The following is a 20,417-nucleotide window of genomic DNA, read 5'->3' as shown; positions in this document are numbered from 1 at the left end:
CCCGGGGATGGTGTTTGTGTCTCGGGGTTCCGGTGGGCAGGGTCGTATTCGGGGAGTCTGTCTTGGATGGCCTGGGCTTTCCATCCGTGGGCAGGTTCGGTCGCGGCCGGTTGTGAGTTCGATCGGGGTCGGCTTATGTCCTGAGGTGCATGGTGTTGCGCCTCGGTGTCCTGGTCGGGTCGAGGTAGGTGGGTGGGGTGAATTCGGGGAGTCCGTCTTGGGCGATTTGGACTTTCCATTCGCTGCGGTGGATGAGTCGGTGGTGTTTGGTGCAGAGGAGGACGAGGTTGTCGATTTTGGTTTCGCCGTGGTGTCGCCAGAAGACGATGTGGTGGGCGGTGCAGCGGGGGACGGGCATGTCGCAGCCTGGGAAGGCGCAGCCTCCGTCGCGGAGGGTGAGGGCGTATTTCTGGGCGAGGGAGACGGTGCGTTTGGAGCGGCCGATGTCGAGGGGTTCGCCTGCGGTGCCGAGGACGCCGGGGCGGACGCGGGCGTCGCAGGCGAGGATGCGGGCGTCGGTGGCGCTGATCGGGCCGACGAGGTCGAGGTGGGCTTCGCCGAGATCGTTCATCAGGTCGTCGTAGGACATGGTGATGAGGATGTGGGTGGCTTCCCCGGCTTGGCCGGGAAGGTTGCGGCTGGTGGTTTTCAGGCGGACGTAGTCGGTGAAGGCATCCCCGTAGCGTTCGTCCTGGCTACGGGAGTCCCGGATGCCGTCGATGGCTTTGTGGGGTTTGGCCATGGGGTCGAGGTCGGATTTGAGGCGGGCGTAGGTTTCCAGGTCGAGTCTGGCTTTGAGGCCGAGGGTGCCGTCGCGGTGCTTCACGAACCGCAGCTCGGGGCGGGTGTCTTTGGGGTTGTCGTTGCGGGGTTCTTTGCCGTCGGGGTCGAGTTCGTCGAGCAGGCGGCGTCCGGCGCGGGCGATCTGGCGTGGTCCAGCACGCCTGGCCAGTTCGACCAGGATCTTCTCTCCGGCCCGCACATCCTTCTCGGGGACGGTGGAGGGGATGCGGGCGAGGGTTTTGATGATGGCGTCGATCTGGCCGCCGCCGATCGCGCCCTCCGCAGCGGCCTCGGCTGTGAGTGGCGCCAGGGGTGGTTCGGGGTCTCCGCCGATCGACGGGCCAGGGTGCAGGCCGAGGATCCGGTCGGCGCGGGCGCTGGCTTCCTTGTCCGACACCAGGAAATCCTCGGCAATCAACCCCGCTAATGTCGAATGACCACTACAGCCGCGCACCCCGCGGGAGTTGATTTCCGCGAGGATCGCGTTCTGCTCGGCATCCAGTTGGCGTTTCAGGATTTCGAGTTCCTGTTTACGGGCGTGCAGCGTCGCCGTGTCGACGCGCCACCACTCGGTGGACGTCTTCGGAGAGGCATCGTCGCTGGACACAAGATCAACGCTACGCCGGATCGAACACCTGTGCTATAGCATATTCAGACTATATCGCGCCCGAGGCGGATGCAGGCGGTCAATGCATCACGCCTATCCTGGCAAGACTTCCTGAAAGGCCTCTCGGGGATTGCGTCAGCCGAGTGTCTGCCGTGGTCGACCGTTCAACTCGTTCAACTCGTTCAACTCGTTCAGGTCGTCCTGGCTGAAGGTCGACAGGTCGGTTCCTAGGGGAGGTACTGACGAAGAAGACCATTGATATTTTCAGTGCTGCCAGGGAGAGCGAGGATCACAGAAATATACCGGCATTCCTGTGGCCATGGTAAAGGTCGGATGATGGCTCATTTCTTTGCCCTGGCCCCAGGTGACGCTGTTCTTGAACGCGTCGGGCAGGGTATGCATCTTGTCCGCGAGCAAGAGTGCCACGCGCTCGGCGGAACCACGCCCGATAAAACCGGCATCGAATGGTCTGTGGAGACATGGACCTAGGTAGGCCTCGACACATCCGGTGGCGACGCCGCGCACATCAACGGGAATCCCTCGAAGTCGCCGGCCCGGGCCGATGGGGTGGTCGCACTCAGTCGACCAATCGCGACCACCCCAACCCGAACCACCGGCTCACGCGGCGCGGTGAATGACGATGTCGTCCAGGCGCGTACGGGCGTAGACCTTGACCGCGGCCTCGCTGTCGGCGGTGAGGGAGTTGCGCACGGATCCCTTGGTGCTCTTGGCATCCACCGACGCGGTGTCCCCGTCGACGCCGACCTCGATACCGCCGGACGCGTTCGTCAGTTCGGCCTCGCCGTGCGACAGCCGTCCGACGCGGATCGGGCAGTTGGCCGCCGTCGCGACGATGTCGCCGTCGGCGCGGTCGATGTCGAAGCTGCCGCTGGAGCCGGAAAGCGCGACGTCGGACCGGGCGTGCCCGATCCAGACCTTCCCGGTCGCGCCCGAGTACTTGACGGTGCCTTCGACCTCGCCGATCCGGACTCCGGCCGAGCCGCCGTCGACGTCCACGGTCCCGGCGACGTGGCCGATCGCGATCTCGCCGGCCGCGAGGTTGCCCCGCACCGTGGCGGCGCGGTCGATCCGCACCTGTCCCGACGACATCTCCAGCGCGCAGTCGCCGAACCGGCCGTCGGCGTCGACGTCCGACCAGGCCGTGTTCAGGGCCAGCTGGGAGCCGGCGGGCATCTCGATCGTGATCGCGACCGAGCCGTTCTTGCCGCCCGCCTTCTTCGTCTCGATCGACAGCTTTCCGCCGTCGAAGCCGACCTTGGTGTTCTCGGCGACCTTCACGTCCGACTTGCTCGTGGCGTCGATCGGCTCGACCAGGACCACCGTGTCGGTGCGTTCGCTCGCGGTGAGGCGGACCCGGGCGCCGGCGACGGTCAGCGTGGCGGCGATCGGCTGCGGGGTGGGGAAGACGGACATTGTGAGCTCCTTCGGTGCTGGTGTCTCTCGTTGGTGAAAGCAACGATCGCCGACCCGCCTGACATCGGACCGCCACGGCGCTGACACGCCGGGGACACGGCGTGGCCGGTACAGGTCACGGCGATCCCGCCTCGTGAAGCGGCCGGACAATGGTGTGACGGGAAGGGAGGCCCGATGTCCGTCGACATGGATATCGCCACGGTGAACCGGATCGGGGCACAGCTCGTCGCGATCGGCGACGACATGGAACGCGAGTGGGGCCGGTTCCGGCGGACCGTCGAAACCGAGCGGGCCGGGATCGGCGTCGATCCGCTCGGCACGGCCTTCCTCGGCGAATACCGGCCGGCGGAGGTCTCGGTGCTGAGCCACGCCGATCCGCTCCCGGCGTTGTGGCAGGCCGACGGCCACGGCGCCACAATTTCCGCGGCGACGTACGCCAAGGCGGATCAGGACGCGGCCTCCGGGTTCGGGAGGTAGCACCGGATGGCCGTGCCACAGCCGGACAACGCCCACGGGTTGTGGGCGGCGGTCAGAGCCGAGATCGAAGCGGTCCGGGGCAGCCGGGAGCCCGCGATGGCCTGGCCCGACACCGACGAGGACAAGGTCCGGGCGCTCGCCGTCGCCTGGCGTGACGCCTCACTGGCCTTCACGCCGGTCCGGGTCGAACCGGACGATCTCCGAGACGCCTGGCGGGACAGGGCCGGTGAGATGTTCGCGCAGCGGGTCGAGGGAACCATCCGGGCGACCACGAACGTCAGGGTCTCCTGTCAGCAGCTTTTCGACCACGTCAACCGCTTCGCGTCGATAGTCGAGCAGGTGAAGCAGTCGATCCGGGCGACCGTCGACGACCGCGAGCAGCCCTACTCGGCCATGCGGGACGAAGGGGAGCGACGCGATTTCGTCCTGATCGTGGCCAACGCGGTCAGGGACCTGCTCACCGCGGGGGTCGCGTCGGTCAACGGCCTCGACTCGGGTGTCACCACGCAAACCGCCTCGGAGAACCCGGTCGCCGAATACGACGCCATTCTCGCGTTCATCACCGACGAGATGGTGCGCAACGGGCTGTCGCCGGATCTCCGGAACATCCGGGATCTCTTGAAGGACAAGGTGAATCCGTTCACCTCGATCGGCGACAAGGTCGAGGCGCTCAAGGAGTGGTACGACCTCGTGAACACCGGCGCCCAGTGGGACCACAAGGGCAGGATCCTGGACATGACCACGGGGGACAACACGTTCACCCCCATGCCGGGCCTGCGGGAGCAGATCCGGTACGACGTCTGGTCCAACATCCATTACGGGTACGTCGGCACCCTGGGCGGAATCGACGAATGGACCCTGCACGCCGGAGCCAACGCCGCCGATTGGAAGGACGGCCATCCCACCGATCCCGCCGATCAGGCGTCCGTGCAGCTGGGGATCGATCTCGCGCACGAGTACGGCCCGGGCGCGCTGACCCCGGAGGCCGTCACCAAGGCGATCCTCGATCGCCGTGACAGATTCGAGCAGGCGGGCGCCATCCGGCCGCTGTGAGCCGAAGGGGTTCAGCGCATCAGGGCGGTCAGCAGTGACGCGTCGAGCGCTCGCTTGTTCTCCTCTTCGGACGCCCAGCTCGTCGTGGTGGCGGTCATGTGCTCGGGTGACGGATCGCCGATGCAGTGCGGCGCGAGCGCGGCGAAGAAGTCGTCCGCGTCGATGAGCGTTTCCTGGGTGTGCACGCCGGGCCGCCGGGCGGCGGGGACGAGCAGCGCCGACACGGCGAGCGGCACGCCGGTGGCGGCGGCCATGGTGAATCCGGGTGTGTTGGCCAGGATCGTGGCCGCGACGGCGGGACGCCCCTCGCGAACGCCGGTGGCCACGGCGAAGAGGGGAGGTGGGGTGCCTCGTTTGAAGATGTCGCTCGTCTCGGAGGTCAGCAGCTTCTCCGCCCGTTCCACCAGCCGCGCCGCTCGTCCGGGGCTCAACACTCCGGCGTCGATGAGCCGCCGCAGCCCCGCCAGCATCCTGAGCGCCGCCTTGTCCCCGACACAGACATTGGTGCTGGAGCGCAGCGTGGGAAAGGCGCGATGCAGGGTCACGGCCTCCGGATGCCCGACGGTCCGCCCGCTCAGCGGCCCGAGGCCGGGATGCCGCCAGTCGAGCTTCTCCAGCGCAGGACGGTGCACCAGCCTGCCCTCGCGCAGGACGGGGATGGTGCCGCTGATCTGCTCCATCATGTGCACGATCGCCGCACTGGGGCCCGTTCCGGAACGCGGGGTCTCCGGCTGGGCCGCGGCGATGTTCCAGCCGGTGAGAAGGGTTTCGACGGTGTCGAGTTCCCGTGCGGCGCGCACCGCGAGCATGCTCGCGACGCCGGGGCTGGCGCCGGTGCCGATCAGGGCGCATATCCCGGCGGCCTCGGCCCGCTCGTCGAGTTCGAGCATGCGCAAGGTCGGTGCCGGATCGTCGCAGATGTCCACGTAGTCACGGCCTGCCTCGATCGCGGCGGTCAGGATCGGGACGCCGAACCGGAAGAACGGGCCCACCGTGTTGACGACCAGGTCGTGCGGCTTCATCGCGGCGACCAGCCCGGGGTGATCCGTCGCGTCGACCTGGCGTGCCGACACCTTGGCCCCCAGCCCGCTCGCCACCGTGGTGGCGCGGGACAGGTCGCGATCGGCGATGACCACCTCGGTCACCGAGTCGTCCGCGGCGAGGACCGCCGCCGCGGCGGCCCCCATCTCGCCGCCTCCTCCGAGCGCGAGAACGCGCATGGCAGACCCCCTTTGATATATTTACTGTCATGACAGTAAATCAAGTCGGGCGGCCCAGCAAGGCCGGCGAGCGGATCCCGGAGATCCTGCGCGCGACGGCCGAAGTGGTCGTGCGCGACGGGCTGGCCGGGGTGACCTTCGCGAAGGTCGCGGAGGTGGCGGGCATGCAGCGCACGCTGGTCCTGCACTACTTCGGTTCCCGTGACGAGCTGCTCGGCGCGTTCATCGAGCATGCCGTCGGCGCCATGGGAACGGAGATCTTCCGTCGCGATCCCGGCCTGTCGCTCCGTGAGCGGGTCGTGTCCCTCTTCGCCCCGGGGGCGTACCGCTCCCGCGAGGACCTGGTCGTGTGGACGGAACTCGTGGCCTTGAGCGCCCGCGACGAGGACGTGCGCCGCCGTTTGCGCGGCCTGTGGACCGAGCTGTGGCTGCCCGAGCTCGAAGCGCTGCTGGCCGCGCACAGTCCCGACGCGTCCTCCGAGGACGTCGCGGACACGGTGTACGCGCTGGTGTGCCTGTTCGAGGCGCATTGGGCGTTCAGCGTGCAAGACGTCGCCGACGAACGCCGCCGTCGCCAGGCCGAGCGCGCGGCCCTGCTCATCTTGGATCAGCTGCCGTGCCGGCGGCACTAGGGCAGCTTGACGTCCTCCGGCGTCTTGTCCGCCCGCAAACCCCGCCAGGTCGTATGGCGCAGACGGCCGTCCGGCGTCCAGTTCCGGTGCACGACCTCCCCGACGAGTTCCGGCTCCACCCAGTGCACCCGCCGCGCCCGATCGCGCGGGACCTCCGAAGCGAAGGGCGGCTGCTTCCGTTCCAGCGGGGTGAGCCGGGCATGCAGGTCTTCGAGGACCTTGTCGGTGAACCCGGTGCCGACGTCGCCGATGTACCGCAGGTCCCCGGCTTCGTCATGGGCGCCGAGCAGCAGCGCGCCGAGCGTTCCCGAGCGCCGTCCGTCGCCGGGACGCCAGCCGCCGACCACGACCTCTTGGGTGTGCCACAGCGCCCGTTTGACCCACTGCCGTGTCCGCTTGCCGGGGTAGTAGCGGCTGTCGAGCTTCTTCGCGATCAAGCCTTCGAGCCCGTGCTGCCGGACGACGTCGAGCAGCTGCTCGGGCGAGATGTCTTCGTCGGTGTACCCCGGTGGGACGGCGATGCGGCCGCCGGCGCCCAAGGACGTCAGCACCTCGCGCCTGGCCTCGTACGGCTCGTCGAGCAGTACGTCGCCGTCGAGAAACAGCACGTCGAAGGCGAAGAAGTGCACCGGGCTGCGTTCCAGCAGCGACGCGTCCGGTGTGCGCAGATGCCGTGTCTGCAGCAGCGGGAAGCTGGGCCGCCCGTGCTCGTCGAGCACGACGATCTCGCCGTCGAGGACGGCTTCGCGGCCGTCGAGCGCTTCGCCGGTGACATCCGGGTACGTCGTCGTGATGTCGAGCCCGCGGCGGCTGGTCAGACGGGTCTCGCCGTCGCGCGCGACCCGCAGGCAGCAGCGGTAGCCGTCCCATTTGTATTCGTACCCCCACCCGCCGGTGGGCAGGTCGCCGTCGGTCGCCAGCATCGGGGCGATCGCGTCCGGCACGGTGCTCATGCCTCACGGTACCCCGGAAACCCCGCCCGTGATCTATCGTCGAAGGGTGCCTGAGGAGCGGATAACGGTCGAGGTCGAAGGTCGGCGGCTGGGGCTGTCCAATCTGGACAAGGTGCTCTACCCCGCGCACGGTTTCACCAAACGCGAGGTCCTCGACTACTACCGCCGGATAGCCCCGGCCATGCTCCCGCATCTGCGCGACCGCGCCGCCACGTTCCGCCGCTTCCCCGACGGTGTCGACGGCGAACCGTTCTACGAGAAGAACGTTTCCCGGCACGCGCCCGGCTGGGTGCGCACCGCGCGGCTCACCAACCGCGGCCGCCGGGGCGGCGAGGAGACGCTCGACTACCCGGTGGTCGGCGACCTCCCGACCCTGATGTGGGCGGCCAACCTCGCCGCGCTGGAGCTGCACGTTCCACAGTGGACGGTCGGCCCGCGTGGTGCGCGGAAATCACCCGATCTGCTGGTGTTCGACCTCGACCCCGGGCCGCCCGCGGACGTCGTCGACTGCTGCCGCGTGGCCGAGACGCTCAGCGACCTGCTCATCGGAGACGGTCTCACGGTGTACGCGAAGACCAGCGGCAACAAGGGAATGCAGTTGTACTGCCCGGTGCGCACGCGCTCCGACGAACGCACCTCCGTGTACGCCAAAGCCGTCGCGGAGGAGCTCGCGCGCCGGTCACCGGAAACCATCGTCGCCAAGATGACGAAGGCCATCCGCCCCGGCCGGGTGTTCATCGACTGGAGCCAGAACAACACCGCCAAGACCACCATCGCGCCGTACTCGCTGCGCGGCCGTGCCGTCCCGACCGTCTCCACCCCGGTGACCTGGGAGGAGGTCGAAGCCTGCCGCAAGGCCGCCGACCTGCTGTTCACCGCTGATCAGGTGCTCGAACGCGTCGAGGAGATGGGCGACCTGTTCGGGGACATCGCCGAGCATCGCGCGGCCGTTCCCCAACGGTGACCGGGGTCATGTTTGAACCGCGGCCGGCGGGAAAACCTCTGGTCGGAGGAGTGACCCCGAATGACCGAAAACACCGAAGACTGGTCAGCGCGGGCCCTGGCCATGCTGCGAGCCGTGGCACAGGGCAGGGCCGAAATCACCGTCAGCCTGGAGCCCGATCTCTACGTCGACGGCCTGCCGTGCAGTGACCAGAGCACAGCCCACCGCCTCGCCCACGCCGGGCTGATCCGGCCGCCCGCCGGTGGCGTTCCCGGCAGCCGGGTACCCGCGGAATTGTCCGAAACCGGACAGGATCTGCTGGAGCCCTTGGCGCCCGCCGCTTAGCGGAGAGGTACCCGGAAAGACCACTGTGGACTCACGCCCGTTCCGCATACGATCTGCGGAGCGGGTGCGCGGGGGTGCGTGCCCATCGGGCTGGTGCCTCCGGGGCCGGTGAGGATGTGGCTGTTGACCGGGTATCACACGCTGGCCGAGACCGAGAACGCCGTCCGGGCCAAACTGGGCGGTATCCCGCTGCTGTGGGAGCGGATGGAGGCGGTGGCCAATCTTCACCGCGCCGCGACCGCCGTCCGGTTGCACTTCGAGAACTCGGTCCTGCGCACCGCGGGCCTCACCTGGACCGCGTTCGTGGTGCTCTGGGTGGTGTGGATCTTCGGCGAGAAGGAGACCAGGCACGTCGCCGCGGAGTCCGGGATCACCAAGGGGACGCTGACCGGGGTCATGAAGACGCTGGAGGCGCACGGCCTCGTCACCCGGCGCAAACACCCCGTCGACGGACGGCTCGTGCTGCTCGCGCTGACCCCGGAAGGGGAGCGGCTGATGCGGGAGCTCTTCCCGGAGTTCAACCAGGAGGAGGCGTTCGTCACCGAACGGCTGAGTCCCGAGGAGTGCACCGAGCTGGCCGCTTCGCTGCGGGAGATCGTCCGGCAACTGGAGGAGAAGGGCGAAGAACGGCGGACCCGGGGGAGCTGACCCCTACCGAAGGCGGTTGCGCGAGACCTCCGGCGACTCCTACGTTTTTTGGAGCCGAACGAAGCGAAGGGCGCCCTTGATGGACTTCCGGTATTGGCTCGGGCAGGCGTTGACGTCGAACGAGGCGTGGGCGGAGACGTTCACCCCCGTCCGGCCGCATCCGTCGGTGGAGATCTCCGACGGGCGGTTCGAGACGGCGTTCGAGGAGCTCACCGAGCGGCTGAAGGACAACTACCCGTTCTTCCACCCGTCCTACGCCGGCCAGATGCTCAAACCGCCGCATCCGGCCGCAGTGGTCGGCTACCTGACCGCGATGCTGGTCAACCCCAACAACCACGCGCTCGACGGTGGTCCCGCGACGGCCGAGATGGAACGCGAGGTCGTCCAGGCGCTGGCGACGATGTTCGGCTACCCGGAGCATCTGGGGCATCTGACCACCAGCGGCACGGTGGCGAACCTCGAAGCGCTGTTCGTCGCGCGGGAAACGCATCCGGGCAAGGGGATCGCGTACAGCGCCGAGGCGCACTACACGCACGGCAGGATGTGCGGCGTCCTCGGCGTCGAGGGGCACACGGTCCCCGTCGACGCGCGCGGCGCGATGGACCTCGACGCGCTCGAAGAGCTGCTGCGCACCGGGAAGATCGGCACCGTCGTCCTCACCGCCGGGACGACCGCGCTCGGCACGGTCGAGCCGGTCCACGAGGCGATGGCGCTGCGCGAACGCTACGGCGTCCGGGTGCACGTCGATGCCGCGTACGGGGGATTCTTCCGGCTTCTGTCCGGTTTGGACGGTCCGGAGGGGCTGCCCGAAGCCCCGTGGCTGGCCATCGCCGAGGCCGACTCGATCGTCATCGACCCGCACAAGCATGGCCTCCAGCCCTACGGCTGCGGCGCGGTGCTGTTCAAGGACCCCGGGGCAGGCCGGTTCTTCCTGCACGATTCGCCGTACACCTACTTCACCTCGGACGACCTGCATCTCGGCGAGATCAGCCTCGAATGCTCCAGGGCGGGCGCGGCCGCCGCCGCGCTGTGGCTCACCTTCCGGGTCCTGCCGCCCACCCCCGACGGACTGGGCCGGGTGCTCGCGGCCGGGCGCCGCGCGGCGTTGCGGTGGGCGAAGCTGCTGGAGGACTCCGAGCGGTTCGACCTGTACCAGCCGCCGGAACTCGACATCGTCACCTACTTCCCCCGCACGGAGCCGCTTTCGCTGTCGAGGATCGACCAGGCGAGCGAGCGGATCCTGCGCACCGGCATGGCCGCGGCGAGGGAGCCGGTGTTCCTCAGCACGCTGCGGGTCGGCGAGCCGCAGTTCGGTCTGCGTCACACCGGGGTCGACGCGGATGCGGACGGCACGAGGATCCTGCGTAGCGTGCTGATGAAGCCCGAAAGCGAGGACCACGTCGACCGGCTGCACGAACGGCTGGAAGAGTTGTCCCGCGGTTGAGCTCCCGCGTACCGCAGACGAATGGATCCACCATGCCCGCACCAGGTCCCGCCGAACCCGTGACCGCGATCGAGACGAAATCGCTCGGCACCGGGTTCCGGCGGCGGCACGTCACCATGCTGGCCATCAGCGGGGCGATCGGCGCCGGGCTGTTCGTGGGCACCGGCGCGGGGATCAAGACCGCCGGCCCCGGCATCCTGCTGTCCTATGTGGTCGCGGGCCTGCTCATGGTGCTCGTGATGCGCATGCTGGGCGAGATGGCGGCCGCCGAGCCGAGCAGCGGCTCGTTCTCGGTGTACGCGGAGAAGGCGCTCGGCCGCTGGGCCGGGTTCACCGTCGGCTGGCTGTACTGGTCGCTGCTGGTGGTCGTGGTCGCCGCCGAGGCCACCGCGGCCGCGGGGATCGCGAACGGGCTGCTGCCCCAGGTTCCACAGTGGACCTGGGTGCTGCTGTTCATGGCGGTGCTGACCGCGGTGAACCTGTTCGCCGTGCGCTCGTTCGGGGAATTCGAGTTCTGGTTCGGCGCGATCAAGGTGACCGCCGTGGTCGCCTTCCTCGTCCTCGGCACCCTGGCGGTGTTCGGGATCCTGCCGGGCACGACGGCGGTCGGCCTGGACAACCTCACCGGGCACGGCGGTTTCCTGCCCAACGGCCTCCAAGGCGTGCTGACCGGTCTGCTCGCGGTCGCGTTCTCCTTCGGTGGCATGGAATTGGTGACCATCGCGGCCGCGGAGTCCGACGACCCGGCGGGGTCGATCCGCCGTACCACGCGCACGGTCATCGTGCGGCTGCTGCTGTTCTACGTCGGTTCCGTGGCGCTGATGGTGCTGTTGCTGCCGTGGGAATCGGCTTCGGCCAACACCAGCCCCTTCGTCGTCATCCTGGAGAAGATCGGGGTTCCGTCGGCGGCGCTGCTGATGAGCTTCGTCGTGCTGACCTCGCTGCTCTCGGCGCTCAACGCGAACCTCTACGGCGCCTCGCGCATGGTGTTCTCCTTGGCCGGACGCGGTGAAGCGCCGCGCGCGATGCTGAAACTGTCCGGTGCCGGTGTCCCGCGGACGGCGGTGCTCGCGTCGGTGGCCTTCGGTTTCGTGGCCGTGTTGCTGAACTTCCTCGCCCCGGAACACGTGCTGCCGTTCCTGCTCAACGCCATCGGGGCGAATATCCTGCTGGTCTGGATCTTCGTCGCCGTCTCCCAGCTGCGGCTGCGGAAGGCGGCGGAACGCGACGGCACGGCCGCCGATCTGCCGGTGCGGATGTGGGGTTTCCCGTGGCTCAGCTGGGTCGCGCTGCTCGCGATGGCGGGTGTGCTCGTTCTCATGTGGACGGACGCCGACGCGCGGACGCAGCTGTTCACCAGTGGCGCGGTGGCCGTGCTGATCGTGGTGATCAGCCTGCTCCGGCGACGTCCGCCACGCTGAACAGTTCGCGCTCCACCCGGCTCAGCGCCAGCCGGACCGCGCCGAGCGCGACCGCGTCTTCGCCGAGCGCCGACGTTTCGACGCGCACCGGGAACAGGCACAGCCGGGCCAGTTCGGCGCGCAGCGTCGTGGCCAGCGGTTTTTCGGAGCCGCTGATCACCACCAGTTGCGGGTCGAGGGCGAGGATGGTGGCGGCGACCAGTTCGGCGAACTCGCTCGCCTGGCGCAGGGCGCCGAGCTGGCCTGCCGCGCCGTGGTGGCCCGCGTGCAGCTTCCCGCCGAGCAGCAGGCCCAGCGAGACGGCGGGTCCGGCCCGCACGTAGACGACGTCGTCGAAGCCGTGCGCGGCGCCGCGCCAATGTTCGGCCAGCGTCGCGAGTTCGGTGTCGTTCCCGGCCAGCACCGGACAGCCGCCGCCGAACTCCGCGGGCAGGTCGACGCCGGTCCAGCCGGGCAGGCGGTAGTTGTGGACGACCTTGCCGCCGGACACCACGCCGGTCGTGCCGATGCCGAGCACCCGCACGTTGGCGCGGCCTTCGACGGCGGTGGCGAGCACCCGGTGCGCCGTACCGAGCCGGTCCGCGGCGGCCGTTTCCGGGGTGAGCCCGGCCCCCGCCCGCCCGACGACCTCGCCCCGCAGGTCGGCGACCAGGCACAACGCCTGATGCGGGCCGATCTCGAGGCCGGCGACGTGCCCGGACTCGTGGCGGAAGCGGTATCGCTTGGCGGGCCGCCCCACCGGCCGCGGCGCGCCGGGAGGAAGCGGGACCTCCTCGACCAGCCCCTGTTCACCGAGGTCGGCGGCGATCTCCTCGACCGTCGGACGGGAGACCTCGCTCGCCTTGACCAGTTCCGCGAGGGTGAGTTCCTCGGCCGCGTACAGCGCTCGCAGGACGGCGATGGCGTTGAGCCGCCGCAGCAGTGACGGATCCCCTCCGGACAGTCTGGCCATGCGGCTCCCTAGGCGGTGACGCGTTTGTCGTACTGGGCGCGCGCGAGGGCGATCTCGCCCTGGTGGTCCTCGGTCCAGGTGACCAGCGACTGGATCGTCTTGTGCAACGTCATCCCCAGCGGTGTCAGCGCGTACTCGACGCGGGGCGGCACCACCGGATAGACGGTGCGGCTCACCAGCCCGTCGCGTTCCAGATGCCGCAGCGTGGTGGTGAGCATGCGCTGGCTGATGCCGTCGATCTTGTACTTGAGCTCGGTGAACCGCAGGGTGTTGCGGTCGAGCAGCGCGATCACCAGGAGCGACCATTTGTCCGCCACCCGGTCCAGGATCTGGCGGACCTCGCAGTCTTCGCGCGTGTCCCACTGGAAGGCCTCGTAGTCCTCCTCGGTGAGTTCGCAACGACTGGGTGAGTTCAAAGTGCCTTCTTCCATGGTCATCGACGGTGACGGAAGATCCCCTTGGTTACAAGAGGGAACCGACCGGCTGATGAGTAACCGTCGGTTCCCGTTCACTGAGGGAGATCCGATCTTGAACGACTCGCAAACGCTTGCGCGCACCGACCGGATGGGAGGGCGGGCCTGGGGCGTGCTCCTGGTGCTGTGCGGCGCCATCTTCCTGGAGGGCATCGACGTCGCGATGCTGAACGTGGCGCTGCCGTCCATCCGGGCCGAGCTCGGCCTGTCGACCGCGACGCTGAGCGGCGTGGTGAGCGCCTACGTGCTCGGCTACGGCGGGTTCATGCTGCTGGGCGGGCGCGCCGCCGACCTGTACGGCCGCCGCCGCATGTTCGTCGGCTGGCTGGTGGTGTTCCTCGTCTTCTCCGGGCTGGGCGGATTCGCCACCGAAGGCTGGATGCTGCTGCTCGCCCGGTTCGTCACCGGCGTCGCCGCGGCCTTCATGACCCCGGCGGGCCTGTCCATCATCACCACGAGCTTCGAAGAGGGCCCGAAGCGCAACAAGGCCCTGTTGTTCTACGCCGGCACCGGGGCGGGCGGCTTCTCGCTCGGCCTCGTCATCGGCGGCCTGCTGGCCAGGATCGACTGGCGCTGGGTGTTCTTCACGCCGGTGATCCTGTCCGCGGTCATCCTGCTCGCCGCGCTCTGGCTCATCAAGGAACCCGCTCGCGAGGAACCCGGCCCGCGTCGCCTGGACTTCGCCGGCGCGGTCACCGTCACGGTGGCGATGCTGTTGATCGCCTACGCGGTGGTCCGGCTGGAACACCCCGGACAGGGCTGGGGCTGGACCGTCGCGTCGTTCGCCGGGGGAGTGGCCGCGCTGGTGGCCTTCGTGTCCGTCGAACGCCGCTCGCCCGCGCCGCTGGTGCGCCTGGGCATCCTGAAGTCGGGGCCGCTGGTGCGGGCGAACGCCAGCGCATTGCTGTTCGCGGGCTCGTTCTTCGGGTTCCAGTTCCTGGTCACGCTGTACCTGCAGGAACTGCGGGGCTGGTCGACGCTGGAGACGAGCCTGGCGCTGCTGGCGGTCGGGATCGACGCGATCCTCGCGCCGACGCTGACCCCGCGGCTGGTGGCGAGGTTCGGCAACACCCGGCTGATCTTCGGCGGTTTCGTGCTCGCGGCCGTGTCCTACGCGCTCTTCCTGCCGCTGGGCCTGGACTGGACGTACGCGGCGATGTTCCCGTCGATGATCATCCTGGGGCTCGGCTTCGCGATCGCCTACGGTCCGCTGACGATCGTCGCCACCGAGGGGATCGCCGAGGACGAACAGGGGCTCGCGGGCGGTCTGCTGTACACGGCGTTCCAGTTCGGCGCGGCGCTCGGGCTGTCCGCGGTGACCGCCGTCAACGTCGCCGCGCTCGGCGCGGGTGGTTCGCCCGAGGCAGCGCTCGGCGGGTACCGGGCGGCGCTGGTGGTGCCACTGGTGATGGCCGTGCTCGCCGCGATCGTCATCGCGTCCGGCCGTCAGCGCGTCTCGGCGAAGGAAGCCAGGTTGGCCAGTGAGGAGGCGATCCCGGCCTCGTGATCCGCCTGGCCGATGCCGGAGGGCACGCCCGTCGCGGTGACGGTCACTTCGGTGCCGTCACCCGCGGCGGTCAGGCTCCAGGTCATCGTCATGGTGCCCGCGAACGCGGGGTCTTCGGATTCGAAGACGGCCCGCTGCACGACGCGTTCGGCGGGCACCAGCTCGGCGAACCCGACTTCGACGACGTCCGTCGCGTCCGACGATTTGCCGGGCGCGGCGGACGCGTCGAGGTAGGTGAGGGTCATCCGGAAACCGCCGCCGGGCCGCGGATCCCAGTGCTCGATCCGGCCCCGCATACCTTCGGGCGGCAGCCAGGTTTCCAGGGACTCCCGGTCGAGGAGTGCCTGGTAGACGGTCTCGGGCGGGGCGGCGATCGTCCGGCTGCCGCTGTCGATCCGGTCCATGGCGCCGAGTCTAGGGCGCACTGTCCTCGTCAGGGATGCCGAGGAGTGATGGTGTCGCGGGTGATCGACTCCACCTTCTCCTGCGCCTTCTTGGCGTCGGTGACCCAGAGCTTGTAGAAGTCGAACGGGCAGTCCGCCACGCCCTTGTCGCCCTCGTCCGCGTCCTGCACGCCGGTGTAACCCCGGTGCAGCAGCTTGAAGATGTGGTTCTGCGACTGGTCGTAGGTCCGCGCGTCACGGATCGCCGAAACCGAAAGCTGCGCGTACTGGATCCCGTATTCCTCTTCGCCGGTCTCGCCGAGTGTGCGCCCGTCGAAGCCGATGATCGCGGAATGGCCGAAGTACGAGTACACGCCGTCGAAACCGGCGGCGTTCGCCACCGCCACGTAACAGTTGTTGGCCCACGCCATCGCCTTGGCCATGAGGATCTGCTGTTCCTTGGCCGGATACATGTAGCCCTGGCAGCGCACGATGAGTTCGGCGCCCTTCATCGCGCAGTCGCGCCAGATCTCCGGGTAGTTCCCGTCGTCGCAGATGATCAGCGAGATCTTCATGCCCTTGGGGCCGTCGCTGACGTAGGTGTCCTCGCCGGGATACCAGCCCTCGATCGGGCACCAGGGCAGGATCTTCCGGTATTTCTGGACGATCTCGCCGCGGTCGTTGATGAGCACGAGCGTGTTGTACGGCGGTTTGGCCGGGTGGTCCTCGTGCCGCTCGCCGGTGATCGAGAAGACGCCCCAGGTCTGGGCTTCCCGGCACGCGGCCGCGAAGATCTCGGTCTCCTCGCCGGGAATCGTCGCCGCGGTCTCGTACATCTCCTTCGGGTCGTACATGATGCCCTGGGTCGAGTACTCGGGGAACACCACGAGATCCATGCCGGGAAGCCCGGATTTCATGCCCACCACCATTTCGGCGATCTTGCGGGCGTTGTCGAGGACTTCGGCCTTGGTGTGCAGGCGCGGCATCTTGTAGTTGACCACCGCGACACCGACCGTGTCCGGGCTGGCGGAAATGTCACCGTGTCGCATGAAGACTCCTTTTCTCCGAACGGTTTTTCAGGACGGGTAAACGCCGGTGAGGCCGAGGAAGGCGGGCACCGTGCAGGTCGGCTGGCTGAGCAGCAGGGAGGTCCAGCCGGTGAACCGCGTCAGCTGTTCCTTGTCAAGGCCGAGAACCAGGAAGAACAAGGTCCACAACAGCGCCCAGGACAGCCAGATGACGCCGAACACCGGATCGTCGTCGTGCCAGAAGGCGATTCCCGCGTACGCCACGGCGGCGCCCGCCACGAAGAGCGAGAACCAGCCGATGCCTTCGGGCTCCAGGCCGGCGAGGTTCGCGATACCGACGTACAGATAGGTGAAACCGAACAGGTACAGGCCGGACGCGGCGAGGATCGTGTCCGGATTCCCGTCCGCCTGGACGATCAGCACGGTCGGGGTGACGCACTGGAGCGCGCCGACGAACAGGTTCAGCACCGCCGCCGAACGCGGAGGTATCCGGCCCAGCAACATCAGGCCGTTGATCATCAAGGCGGCGCCGACGTAGAGCAGGCCCACGTTGCCCATGCTCACCTCCGCAGGACGTGCGTCACATGGAATAATTTCAAATGAAAGTATGTGGTGTGCCGGAGCGAGTCAAGGGGTGGCTTTCAGAGCCGGGTGAGGACTTCGAAGTCGTAGCCGTCGGCGACCGCGAGATGGACGTGCTGATCGGCCTGCTGCCCGCGGAACTCGATCGTGCCGCGCGGCCCGTGATAGGCGACGCCGTCGATCGCCGCGTTGAGCGCGGGAAGCTCCGACGTGCCCGCGCGTCGGACGAGTTCCGCCAGCGTGTGCAACCCCTCGTAACAGGATTCGGCGGCGTTGTTCAGTGCCGGGGCGCCGGGGCCGTTGCGGCCGACGTAGCGGCCGAGCAGGTCCATCGCGTCGGCGGTGACCATGGAACGGAAGTAGGCGGCGGAGACGTAGAGGTTGCCGGTGGCGTTCGCGCCGCTCGCCAGGAGCATGTTCTCCTCCATCAGCGGGCTGAACCGGATCAGCCGATCGCTGAGCCCGTGCGCGGCGAAGGCGCGGTTGAAGCGCACCGCGTCCTGCCCGACCAGCAACATGAGCACACCGTCGCTTGTGGACTGTTCGATCTTGCGGACCACTGTGGACATATCGCCCGCCCCGAGCCCGACGAACGCCTCGCCGGTGATGCGCAGATCGAGATCCTTGGCGTAGTGGCGGATCGCGCGGGTCGACCGGTGCGGCCAGACGTAGTCGTCGCCGACGACGAACCAGCGACGGGTGCCGAGGTGGTCGCGCAGCCAGCGCAGCGCCGGTTCGATCTGGCAGCGCGGCGTTTCGCCCGTGCAGAAGATGCCCGCGCGGCGCTCGCCGCCTTCGTAGAGCGACGTGTACACGTACGGGATCCTGTCGGCCACGACCGGTGCGAGCGCGTGCCGGACCGACGAGATGTGCCAGCCGCTCACCGCGTCGACCCGCCCTGTGCCGACCAGCCGCCGCAAGTCGCCCGCCACCTGCGCGGGCGTGCCGCCGCCGTCGACCACCTCGGCCTCGACCTGCCTGCCGAGGATGCCGCCGGATTCGTTGAGCTCGTGGACGGCCAGCTCCGTGATCGCCTCGCACGACGGGCCGAACAGCCCGGCGGGCCCTTGCAACGGGACCACCATGGCCACACGCCAGGTGTCGTCGCGGGGCCGGGTGGCGAGGCGTAGGGGCATGGCGCTCCGTGCGGTGGCCCGGTAAGGTCAAAGTGCTTTCACCTGGAAGTATTGCGAGGGTGTCCGGTTTTGGCAAGGGGACGGGATATGGGGACACGCGGCGTCACGACCGCCGGAACGTCGCTCACCGGCTCGCTCACCCGCGCCGCCCGGGCCGTCGCCGCCAGGGTCGAGCAGGTGCTCGCCAAGGAAGGCCTCACCTTGGACCAGTGGCTGGTGCTGGACGCGCTGAGCGGCAAGGGAGGTCTCGCCATGGCAGACCTCGCCGACCGGACGCTCGCCACCGCCCCGACGTTGACCAGGGTGGTGGACAAACTGGTGACCACCGCGCAGGCCTACCGCGAGGTCGACGCCGCGGACAGACGACGCGTGCTCGTCCACCTCAGCACCCGTGGCCGCGCGACGTATCGCCGCGTGGCCGCGAAGGTGTCGGAAGTGGAAGCCGGCCTCGACGTACCGGAAGAAGTGCTCGCCGCCCTGCGGGAACTCGGCGACTGAGTCAGGCGCGCGTCAGGGTTTCGGCGTGGGCGGCGCGCGCGGTCCGGGGAGTCACAGATCGCGCGGCTGTCCGGTCATAGCGGGTGCACCCGTTCGCCGAGGAGGCCTTCCATGTCATTGACCGTGCTGCAAGAGGCGCAACCACCCTTCATCCCGGAGGGGGCGCATGCGATGACCATCGTCATCGAGTACCCGCCGGGCGACCCCGGCACCCCGCCGCACCGCCATCCCGGACCGGCCTTCGGCTACGTGCTGGAGGGCGAGATGGTGTTCGAACTCGAAGGTGCGCCGCCGCGCGTCGTCCGCGCCGGCGAGGCGTTCTGGGAGCCGGGCGGCGACGTCATCCACTACCAGGACGGCAACAACCGCGACGACGTCCCGGTGCGGTTCACCGTCACCATGCTCTGCGAACCGGGCAAGCCGATGGTCGACCTCGTGGCCGAGGAAGAACTCCGGGCGAAGGGATGGACGAGGACGAAGAAGTGAAGACCACCGACCGGGCCCGCACGGCGGCCGCCGTGCGGGCCCGGTCATGCGCGGTGCCAGCCGGTCAGCTTGGCCGGGTTGACCACGATCCAGAGCGTGGTGATCTTCGACCCGGCCGTTTCGGCGGCGACGACCGCGACGGCACGGGAGGCACGGCGCAGGGCGAGCCCGGCGCGGCCGTTGACGGATTCGACGGTCAGCTCGGCATCGGCTCGCGCGCACAGCGACGTCATGACCAGCCGGGCGACATCCGCGGCACCGTGCGCGGGCTCGCGGGGGCCGGGCGCCAGTCCTCCGCCGTCGTACGTGGCGACCGCGTCGGCGGCCAGGATGGCCGAGAGCGCGGCGGCCTCTCCTCGGCGGCAGGCTTCGGCGAACGCGCGGACGACCCGGTCATGCCGATCGAGCGGACCACGGAATGCGTGCACACGGTGCCCCCGTTTCTTGCGTGGTCGTCCGCTATGACCGGGTAGCCCACCGGTCTGTGACGCCGGCGACTCAGCCCTCGACGGACACCGCTTTGTTCTTCTCGGGGTTGACCAGCCACAGCACCTGATCGATGCCTTCGGTGGTGGCGCTGACGGTGAGCAGGCCGTACATGACGCCGTCCACGAGGAGCGCCGCGGAAGTCCGGCCGTTCGTGATCGCCCACCGCACTTCGACGCCGTCCCAGAACCAGCTGGAGATCGCCTGCAGGAACTTCGTGACCCGTGCCGTGCCCACGACCGGTGTCCGGGCGATGCCCTTCCGGCCGTTGCCGTCGGACAGGCTGGTCACGTCCGGCGTGAAGAGCCGTTCCAGCGCGGTCAAGTCGCCGGAGCGGGCGGCGGCGAGGAACGCGGTCAGCAGCTCGCGCTGCTCGGCCGCGGTCGCCGGTGCGCGCCGTTCGCCCACGATGTGTTTGCGCGCGCGGCTGACCAGCTGGCGCACCGCGGGTTCGGTCGAGGACAGGATGTCGGCGATCTGCGCGTAGGAGTAGTCGAACGCTTCCCGCAGCACATAGGCCGCGCGTTCATTGGGAGTGAGCTTCTCCATCAGCAGCAGGGCCGCGAACTCCAGTGCCTCACCGCGCTCGGCGCCCAGATACGGGTCCGCGCCGGTGTCGACCGGTTCGGGCAGCCACGGACCGACGTAGGTTTCACGCCGTTTCCGCGCGGACTGGAGGACGTTGATGGCCAGCCGGGTGGTGGTCGTGGCGAGGAACGCCTCCGGCTTGGTCACCTTGGACCAATCGTAGGTCTGCCAGCGCAGCCAGACCTCCTGCACCAGGTCCTCGGCCTCGGTGACGCTGCTGAGCATGCGATACGCGATCCCGAACAGGCGCGGCCGCACCCGGGTGAAGACGGCCGTGGCCTCCTCGAGATCATCCACGCCGCCGAGTTCGGCACACACCCCGGAATCCGCCATCCCCA

General features: G+C 68.9%; 23 protein-coding genes. 11 read left to right on the top strand and 12 right to left on the bottom strand.

Features of this window, described 5'->3' with window-relative positions:
• Nucleotides 1-133: 133 nt before the first annotated feature.
• Nucleotides 134-1,390 (bottom strand): HNH endonuclease signature motif containing protein, encoded by a 1,257-nt coding sequence (locus tag MJQ72_RS31700; protein ID WP_240594679.1) that lies wholly within the window; start codon nucleotides 1,388-1,390, stop codon nucleotides 134-136.
• Between the two features lie 618 nt (nucleotides 1,391-2,008).
• A complete protein-coding gene (locus tag MJQ72_RS31690) occupies nucleotides 2,009-2,824 on the bottom strand; it encodes a DUF4097 family beta strand repeat-containing protein (RefSeq protein WP_240594678.1) in 816 nt (271 codons plus the stop codon).
• Between the two features lie 174 nt (nucleotides 2,825-2,998).
• Between MJQ72_RS31690 and MJQ72_RS31685 the strand changes: the two genes are divergently transcribed.
• A complete protein-coding gene (locus MJQ72_RS31685) occupies nucleotides 2,999-3,301 on the top strand; it encodes a hypothetical protein (RefSeq protein WP_240594677.1) in 303 nt (100 codons plus the stop codon).
• A gap of 6 nt (nucleotides 3,302-3,307) precedes the next feature.
• Complete coding sequence (locus tag MJQ72_RS31680) at nucleotides 3,308-4,354, top strand: polymorphic toxin type 44 domain-containing protein (protein ID WP_240594676.1); 1,047 nt, start codon at nucleotides 3,308-3,310, stop codon at nucleotides 4,352-4,354.
• Between the two features lie 11 nt (nucleotides 4,355-4,365).
• Here the strand turns inward: MJQ72_RS31680 and MJQ72_RS31675 are convergent, their stop codons facing one another.
• Entirely contained in the window at nucleotides 4,366-5,574 is a 1,209-nt protein-coding gene (locus MJQ72_RS31675; RefSeq protein ID WP_240594675.1) for a saccharopine dehydrogenase family protein, read from the bottom strand.
• 29 nt (nucleotides 5,575-5,603) lie between these two features.
• On the opposite strand from MJQ72_RS31675, the gene MJQ72_RS31670 reads away from it, so the two are divergent.
• The gene (locus MJQ72_RS31670) at nucleotides 5,604-6,206 is read left to right on the top strand and encodes a TetR/AcrR family transcriptional regulator (protein ID WP_240594674.1); all 603 of its coding nucleotides are present in this window, start codon (nucleotides 5,604-5,606) and stop codon (nucleotides 6,204-6,206) included.
• Here the strand turns inward: MJQ72_RS31670 and ligD (MJQ72_RS31665) are convergent.
• Nucleotides 6,203-7,159, bottom strand: coding sequence for a non-homologous end-joining DNA ligase (gene ligD, locus MJQ72_RS31665; protein WP_240594673.1), 957 nt, complete (start codon nucleotides 7,157-7,159; stop codon nucleotides 6,203-6,205). The two genes, MJQ72_RS31670 and ligD (MJQ72_RS31665), sit on opposite strands and share 4 nt — an antisense overlap.
• A gap of 46 nt (nucleotides 7,160-7,205) precedes the next feature.
• On the opposite strand from ligD (MJQ72_RS31665), the gene ligD (MJQ72_RS31660) reads away from it, so the two are divergent.
• The 5 genes from ligD (MJQ72_RS31660) to MJQ72_RS31640 all read left to right on the top strand — a co-directional run bounded on the left by ligD (MJQ72_RS31660) (nucleotide 7,206) and on the right by MJQ72_RS31640 (nucleotide 11,960).
• On the top strand, nucleotides 7,206-8,123 hold the full coding sequence (gene ligD, locus MJQ72_RS31660) for a non-homologous end-joining DNA ligase (protein ID WP_240594672.1): 918 nt from the start codon (nucleotides 7,206-7,208) through the stop codon (nucleotides 8,121-8,123).
• Nucleotides 8,124-8,183: 60 nt separating this feature from the next.
• Nucleotides 8,184-8,447, top strand: coding sequence for a hypothetical protein (locus MJQ72_RS31655; protein WP_240594671.1), 264 nt, complete (start codon nucleotides 8,184-8,186; stop codon nucleotides 8,445-8,447).
• Nucleotides 8,448-8,561: 114 nt separating this feature from the next.
• Nucleotides 8,562-9,095 (top strand): MarR family winged helix-turn-helix transcriptional regulator, encoded by a 534-nt coding sequence (locus MJQ72_RS31650; protein ID WP_240601467.1) that lies wholly within the window; start codon nucleotides 8,562-8,564, stop codon nucleotides 9,093-9,095.
• Nucleotides 9,096-9,174: 79 nt separating this feature from the next.
• On the top strand, nucleotides 9,175-10,539 hold the full coding sequence (locus MJQ72_RS31645; RefSeq protein WP_240594670.1) for an aminotransferase class V-fold PLP-dependent enzyme: 1,365 nt from the start codon (nucleotides 9,175-9,177) through the stop codon (nucleotides 10,537-10,539).
• A 32-nt stretch (nucleotides 10,540-10,571) separates the two neighbouring features.
• Entirely contained in the window at nucleotides 10,572-11,960 is a 1,389-nt protein-coding gene (locus MJQ72_RS31640) for an amino acid permease (protein WP_240594669.1), read from the top strand.
• Here the strand turns inward: MJQ72_RS31640 and MJQ72_RS31635 are convergent.
• Together MJQ72_RS31635 and MJQ72_RS31630 are read right to left on the bottom strand one after the other, a co-directional pair.
• Nucleotides 11,929-12,912: an ROK family transcriptional regulator gene (locus tag MJQ72_RS31635; RefSeq protein ID WP_240594668.1), complete on the bottom strand. Its 984-nt coding sequence runs from the start codon at nucleotides 12,910-12,912 to the stop codon at nucleotides 11,929-11,931. The two genes, MJQ72_RS31640 and MJQ72_RS31635, sit on opposite strands and share 32 nt — an antisense overlap.
• Nucleotides 12,913-12,920: 8 nt before the next feature.
• Nucleotides 12,921-13,349 (bottom strand): helix-turn-helix domain-containing protein, encoded by a 429-nt coding sequence (locus MJQ72_RS31630; RefSeq protein WP_240594667.1) that lies wholly within the window; start codon nucleotides 13,347-13,349, stop codon nucleotides 12,921-12,923.
• 127 nt (nucleotides 13,350-13,476) lie between these two features.
• On the opposite strand from MJQ72_RS31630, the gene MJQ72_RS31625 reads away from it, so the two are divergent.
• Complete coding sequence (locus tag MJQ72_RS31625; RefSeq protein WP_240601466.1) at nucleotides 13,477-14,892, top strand: MFS transporter; 1,416 nt, start codon at nucleotides 13,477-13,479, stop codon at nucleotides 14,890-14,892.
• Here the strand turns inward: MJQ72_RS31625 and MJQ72_RS31620 are convergent.
• The 4 genes from MJQ72_RS31620 to MJQ72_RS31605 all read right to left on the bottom strand — a co-directional run bounded on the left by MJQ72_RS31620 (nucleotide 14,832) and on the right by MJQ72_RS31605 (nucleotide 18,021).
• Entirely contained in the window at nucleotides 14,832-15,296 is a 465-nt protein-coding gene (locus MJQ72_RS31620; protein ID WP_240594666.1) for an SRPBCC family protein, read from the bottom strand. The genes MJQ72_RS31625 and MJQ72_RS31620 overlap by 61 nt on opposite strands.
• A 29-nt stretch (nucleotides 15,297-15,325) precedes the next feature.
• Nucleotides 15,326-16,324 carry an aliphatic amidase gene (locus MJQ72_RS31615; protein WP_240594665.1) on the bottom strand — a complete coding sequence of 333 codons (999 nt, stop codon included), beginning with the start codon at nucleotides 16,322-16,324 and terminating at the stop codon, nucleotides 15,326-15,328.
• Between the two features lie 27 nt (nucleotides 16,325-16,351).
• The gene (locus tag MJQ72_RS31610; protein WP_396426889.1) at nucleotides 16,352-16,861 is read right to left on the bottom strand and encodes an AmiS/UreI family transporter; all 510 of its coding nucleotides are present in this window, start codon (nucleotides 16,859-16,861) and stop codon (nucleotides 16,352-16,354) included.
• Nucleotides 16,862-16,944: 83 nt separating this feature from the next.
• Nucleotides 16,945-18,021: a substrate-binding domain-containing protein gene (locus tag MJQ72_RS31605; RefSeq protein WP_396426888.1), complete on the bottom strand. Its 1,077-nt coding sequence runs from the start codon at nucleotides 18,019-18,021 to the stop codon at nucleotides 16,945-16,947.
• 87 nt (nucleotides 18,022-18,108) lie between these two features.
• Here MJQ72_RS31605 and MJQ72_RS31600 point away from each other — a divergent pair, with 87 nt between their 5' ends.
• Both MJQ72_RS31600 and MJQ72_RS31595 read left to right on the top strand, forming a co-directional pair.
• On the top strand, nucleotides 18,109-18,519 hold the full coding sequence (locus MJQ72_RS31600) for a MarR family transcriptional regulator (RefSeq protein WP_240594664.1): 411 nt from the start codon (nucleotides 18,109-18,111) through the stop codon (nucleotides 18,517-18,519).
• Between the two features lie 111 nt (nucleotides 18,520-18,630).
• The gene (locus tag MJQ72_RS31595; protein WP_240594663.1) at nucleotides 18,631-19,005 is read left to right on the top strand and encodes a cupin domain-containing protein; all 375 of its coding nucleotides are present in this window, start codon (nucleotides 18,631-18,633) and stop codon (nucleotides 19,003-19,005) included.
• 44 nt (nucleotides 19,006-19,049) lie between these two features.
• Here the strand turns inward: MJQ72_RS31595 and MJQ72_RS31590 are convergent, their stop codons facing one another.
• Complete coding sequence (locus MJQ72_RS31590; RefSeq protein WP_240594662.1) at nucleotides 19,050-19,433, bottom strand: hypothetical protein; 384 nt, start codon at nucleotides 19,431-19,433, stop codon at nucleotides 19,050-19,052.
• Nucleotides 19,434-19,503: 70 nt separating this feature from the next.
• Nucleotides 19,504-20,412 carry a sigma-70 family RNA polymerase sigma factor gene (locus MJQ72_RS31585; protein WP_240594661.1) on the bottom strand — a complete coding sequence of 303 codons (909 nt, stop codon included), beginning with the start codon at nucleotides 20,410-20,412 and terminating at the stop codon, nucleotides 19,504-19,506.
• Between the last annotated feature and the right edge of the window lie 5 nt (nucleotides 20,413-20,417).

Source organism: Amycolatopsis sp. EV170708-02-1 (assembly GCF_022479115.1).
GTDB lineage: Bacteria > Actinomycetota > Actinomycetes > Mycobacteriales > Pseudonocardiaceae > Amycolatopsis.
The sequence above is the reverse complement of the archived record's forward strand: the minus strand, read 5'-3'. Positions and strand labels throughout refer to the sequence as shown.

Coding starts and splice junctions, on each gene's coding strand:
- MJQ72_RS31690 (WP_240594678.1), bottom strand. CDS start 2,824: ATGTCCGTCTTCCCCACCCCGCAGCCGATCGCCGCCACGCTGACCGTC.
- MJQ72_RS31685 (WP_240594677.1), top strand. CDS start 2,999: ATGTCCGTCGACATGGATATCGCCACGGTGAACCGGATCGGGGCACAG.
- MJQ72_RS31680 (WP_240594676.1), top strand. CDS start 3,308: ATGGCCGTGCCACAGCCGGACAACGCCCACGGGTTGTGGGCGGCGGTC.
- MJQ72_RS31675 (WP_240594675.1), bottom strand. CDS start 5,574: ATGCGCGTTCTCGCGCTCGGAGGAGGCGGCGAGATGGGGGCCGCCGCG.
- MJQ72_RS31670 (WP_240594674.1), top strand. CDS start 5,604: ATGACAGTAAATCAAGTCGGGCGGCCCAGCAAGGCCGGCGAGCGGATC.
- ligD (WP_240594673.1), bottom strand. CDS start 7,159: ATGAGCACCGTGCCGGACGCGATCGCCCCGATGCTGGCGACCGACGGC.
- MJQ72_RS31655 (WP_240594671.1), top strand. CDS start 8,184: ATGACCGAAAACACCGAAGACTGGTCAGCGCGGGCCCTGGCCATGCTG.
- MJQ72_RS31650 (WP_240601467.1), top strand. CDS start 8,562: ATGTGGCTGTTGACCGGGTATCACACGCTGGCCGAGACCGAGAACGCC.
- MJQ72_RS31645 (WP_240594670.1), top strand. CDS start 9,175: ATGGACTTCCGGTATTGGCTCGGGCAGGCGTTGACGTCGAACGAGGCG.
- MJQ72_RS31640 (WP_240594669.1), top strand. CDS start 10,572: ATGCCCGCACCAGGTCCCGCCGAACCCGTGACCGCGATCGAGACGAAA.
- MJQ72_RS31635 (WP_240594668.1), bottom strand. CDS start 12,912: ATGGCCAGACTGTCCGGAGGGGATCCGTCACTGCTGCGGCGGCTCAAC.
- MJQ72_RS31630 (WP_240594667.1), bottom strand. CDS start 13,349: ATGACCATGGAAGAAGGCACTTTGAACTCACCCAGTCGTTGCGAACTC.
- MJQ72_RS31625 (WP_240601466.1), top strand. CDS start 13,477: ATGGGAGGGCGGGCCTGGGGCGTGCTCCTGGTGCTGTGCGGCGCCATC.
- MJQ72_RS31620 (WP_240594666.1), bottom strand. CDS start 15,296: ATGGACCGGATCGACAGCGGCAGCCGGACGATCGCCGCCCCGCCCGAG.
- MJQ72_RS31615 (WP_240594665.1), bottom strand. CDS start 16,324: ATGCGACACGGTGACATTTCCGCCAGCCCGGACACGGTCGGTGTCGCG.
- MJQ72_RS31610 (WP_396426889.1), bottom strand. CDS start 16,861: ATGGGCAACGTGGGCCTGCTCTACGTCGGCGCCGCCTTGATGATCAAC.
- MJQ72_RS31605 (WP_396426888.1), bottom strand. CDS start 18,021: ATGCCCCTACGCCTCGCCACCCGGCCCCGCGACGACACCTGGCGTGTG.
- MJQ72_RS31600 (WP_240594664.1), top strand. CDS start 18,109: ATGGGGACACGCGGCGTCACGACCGCCGGAACGTCGCTCACCGGCTCG.
- MJQ72_RS31595 (WP_240594663.1), top strand. CDS start 18,631: ATGTCATTGACCGTGCTGCAAGAGGCGCAACCACCCTTCATCCCGGAG.
- MJQ72_RS31585 (WP_240594661.1), bottom strand. CDS start 20,412: ATGGCGGATTCCGGGGTGTGTGCCGAACTCGGCGGCGTGGATGATCTC.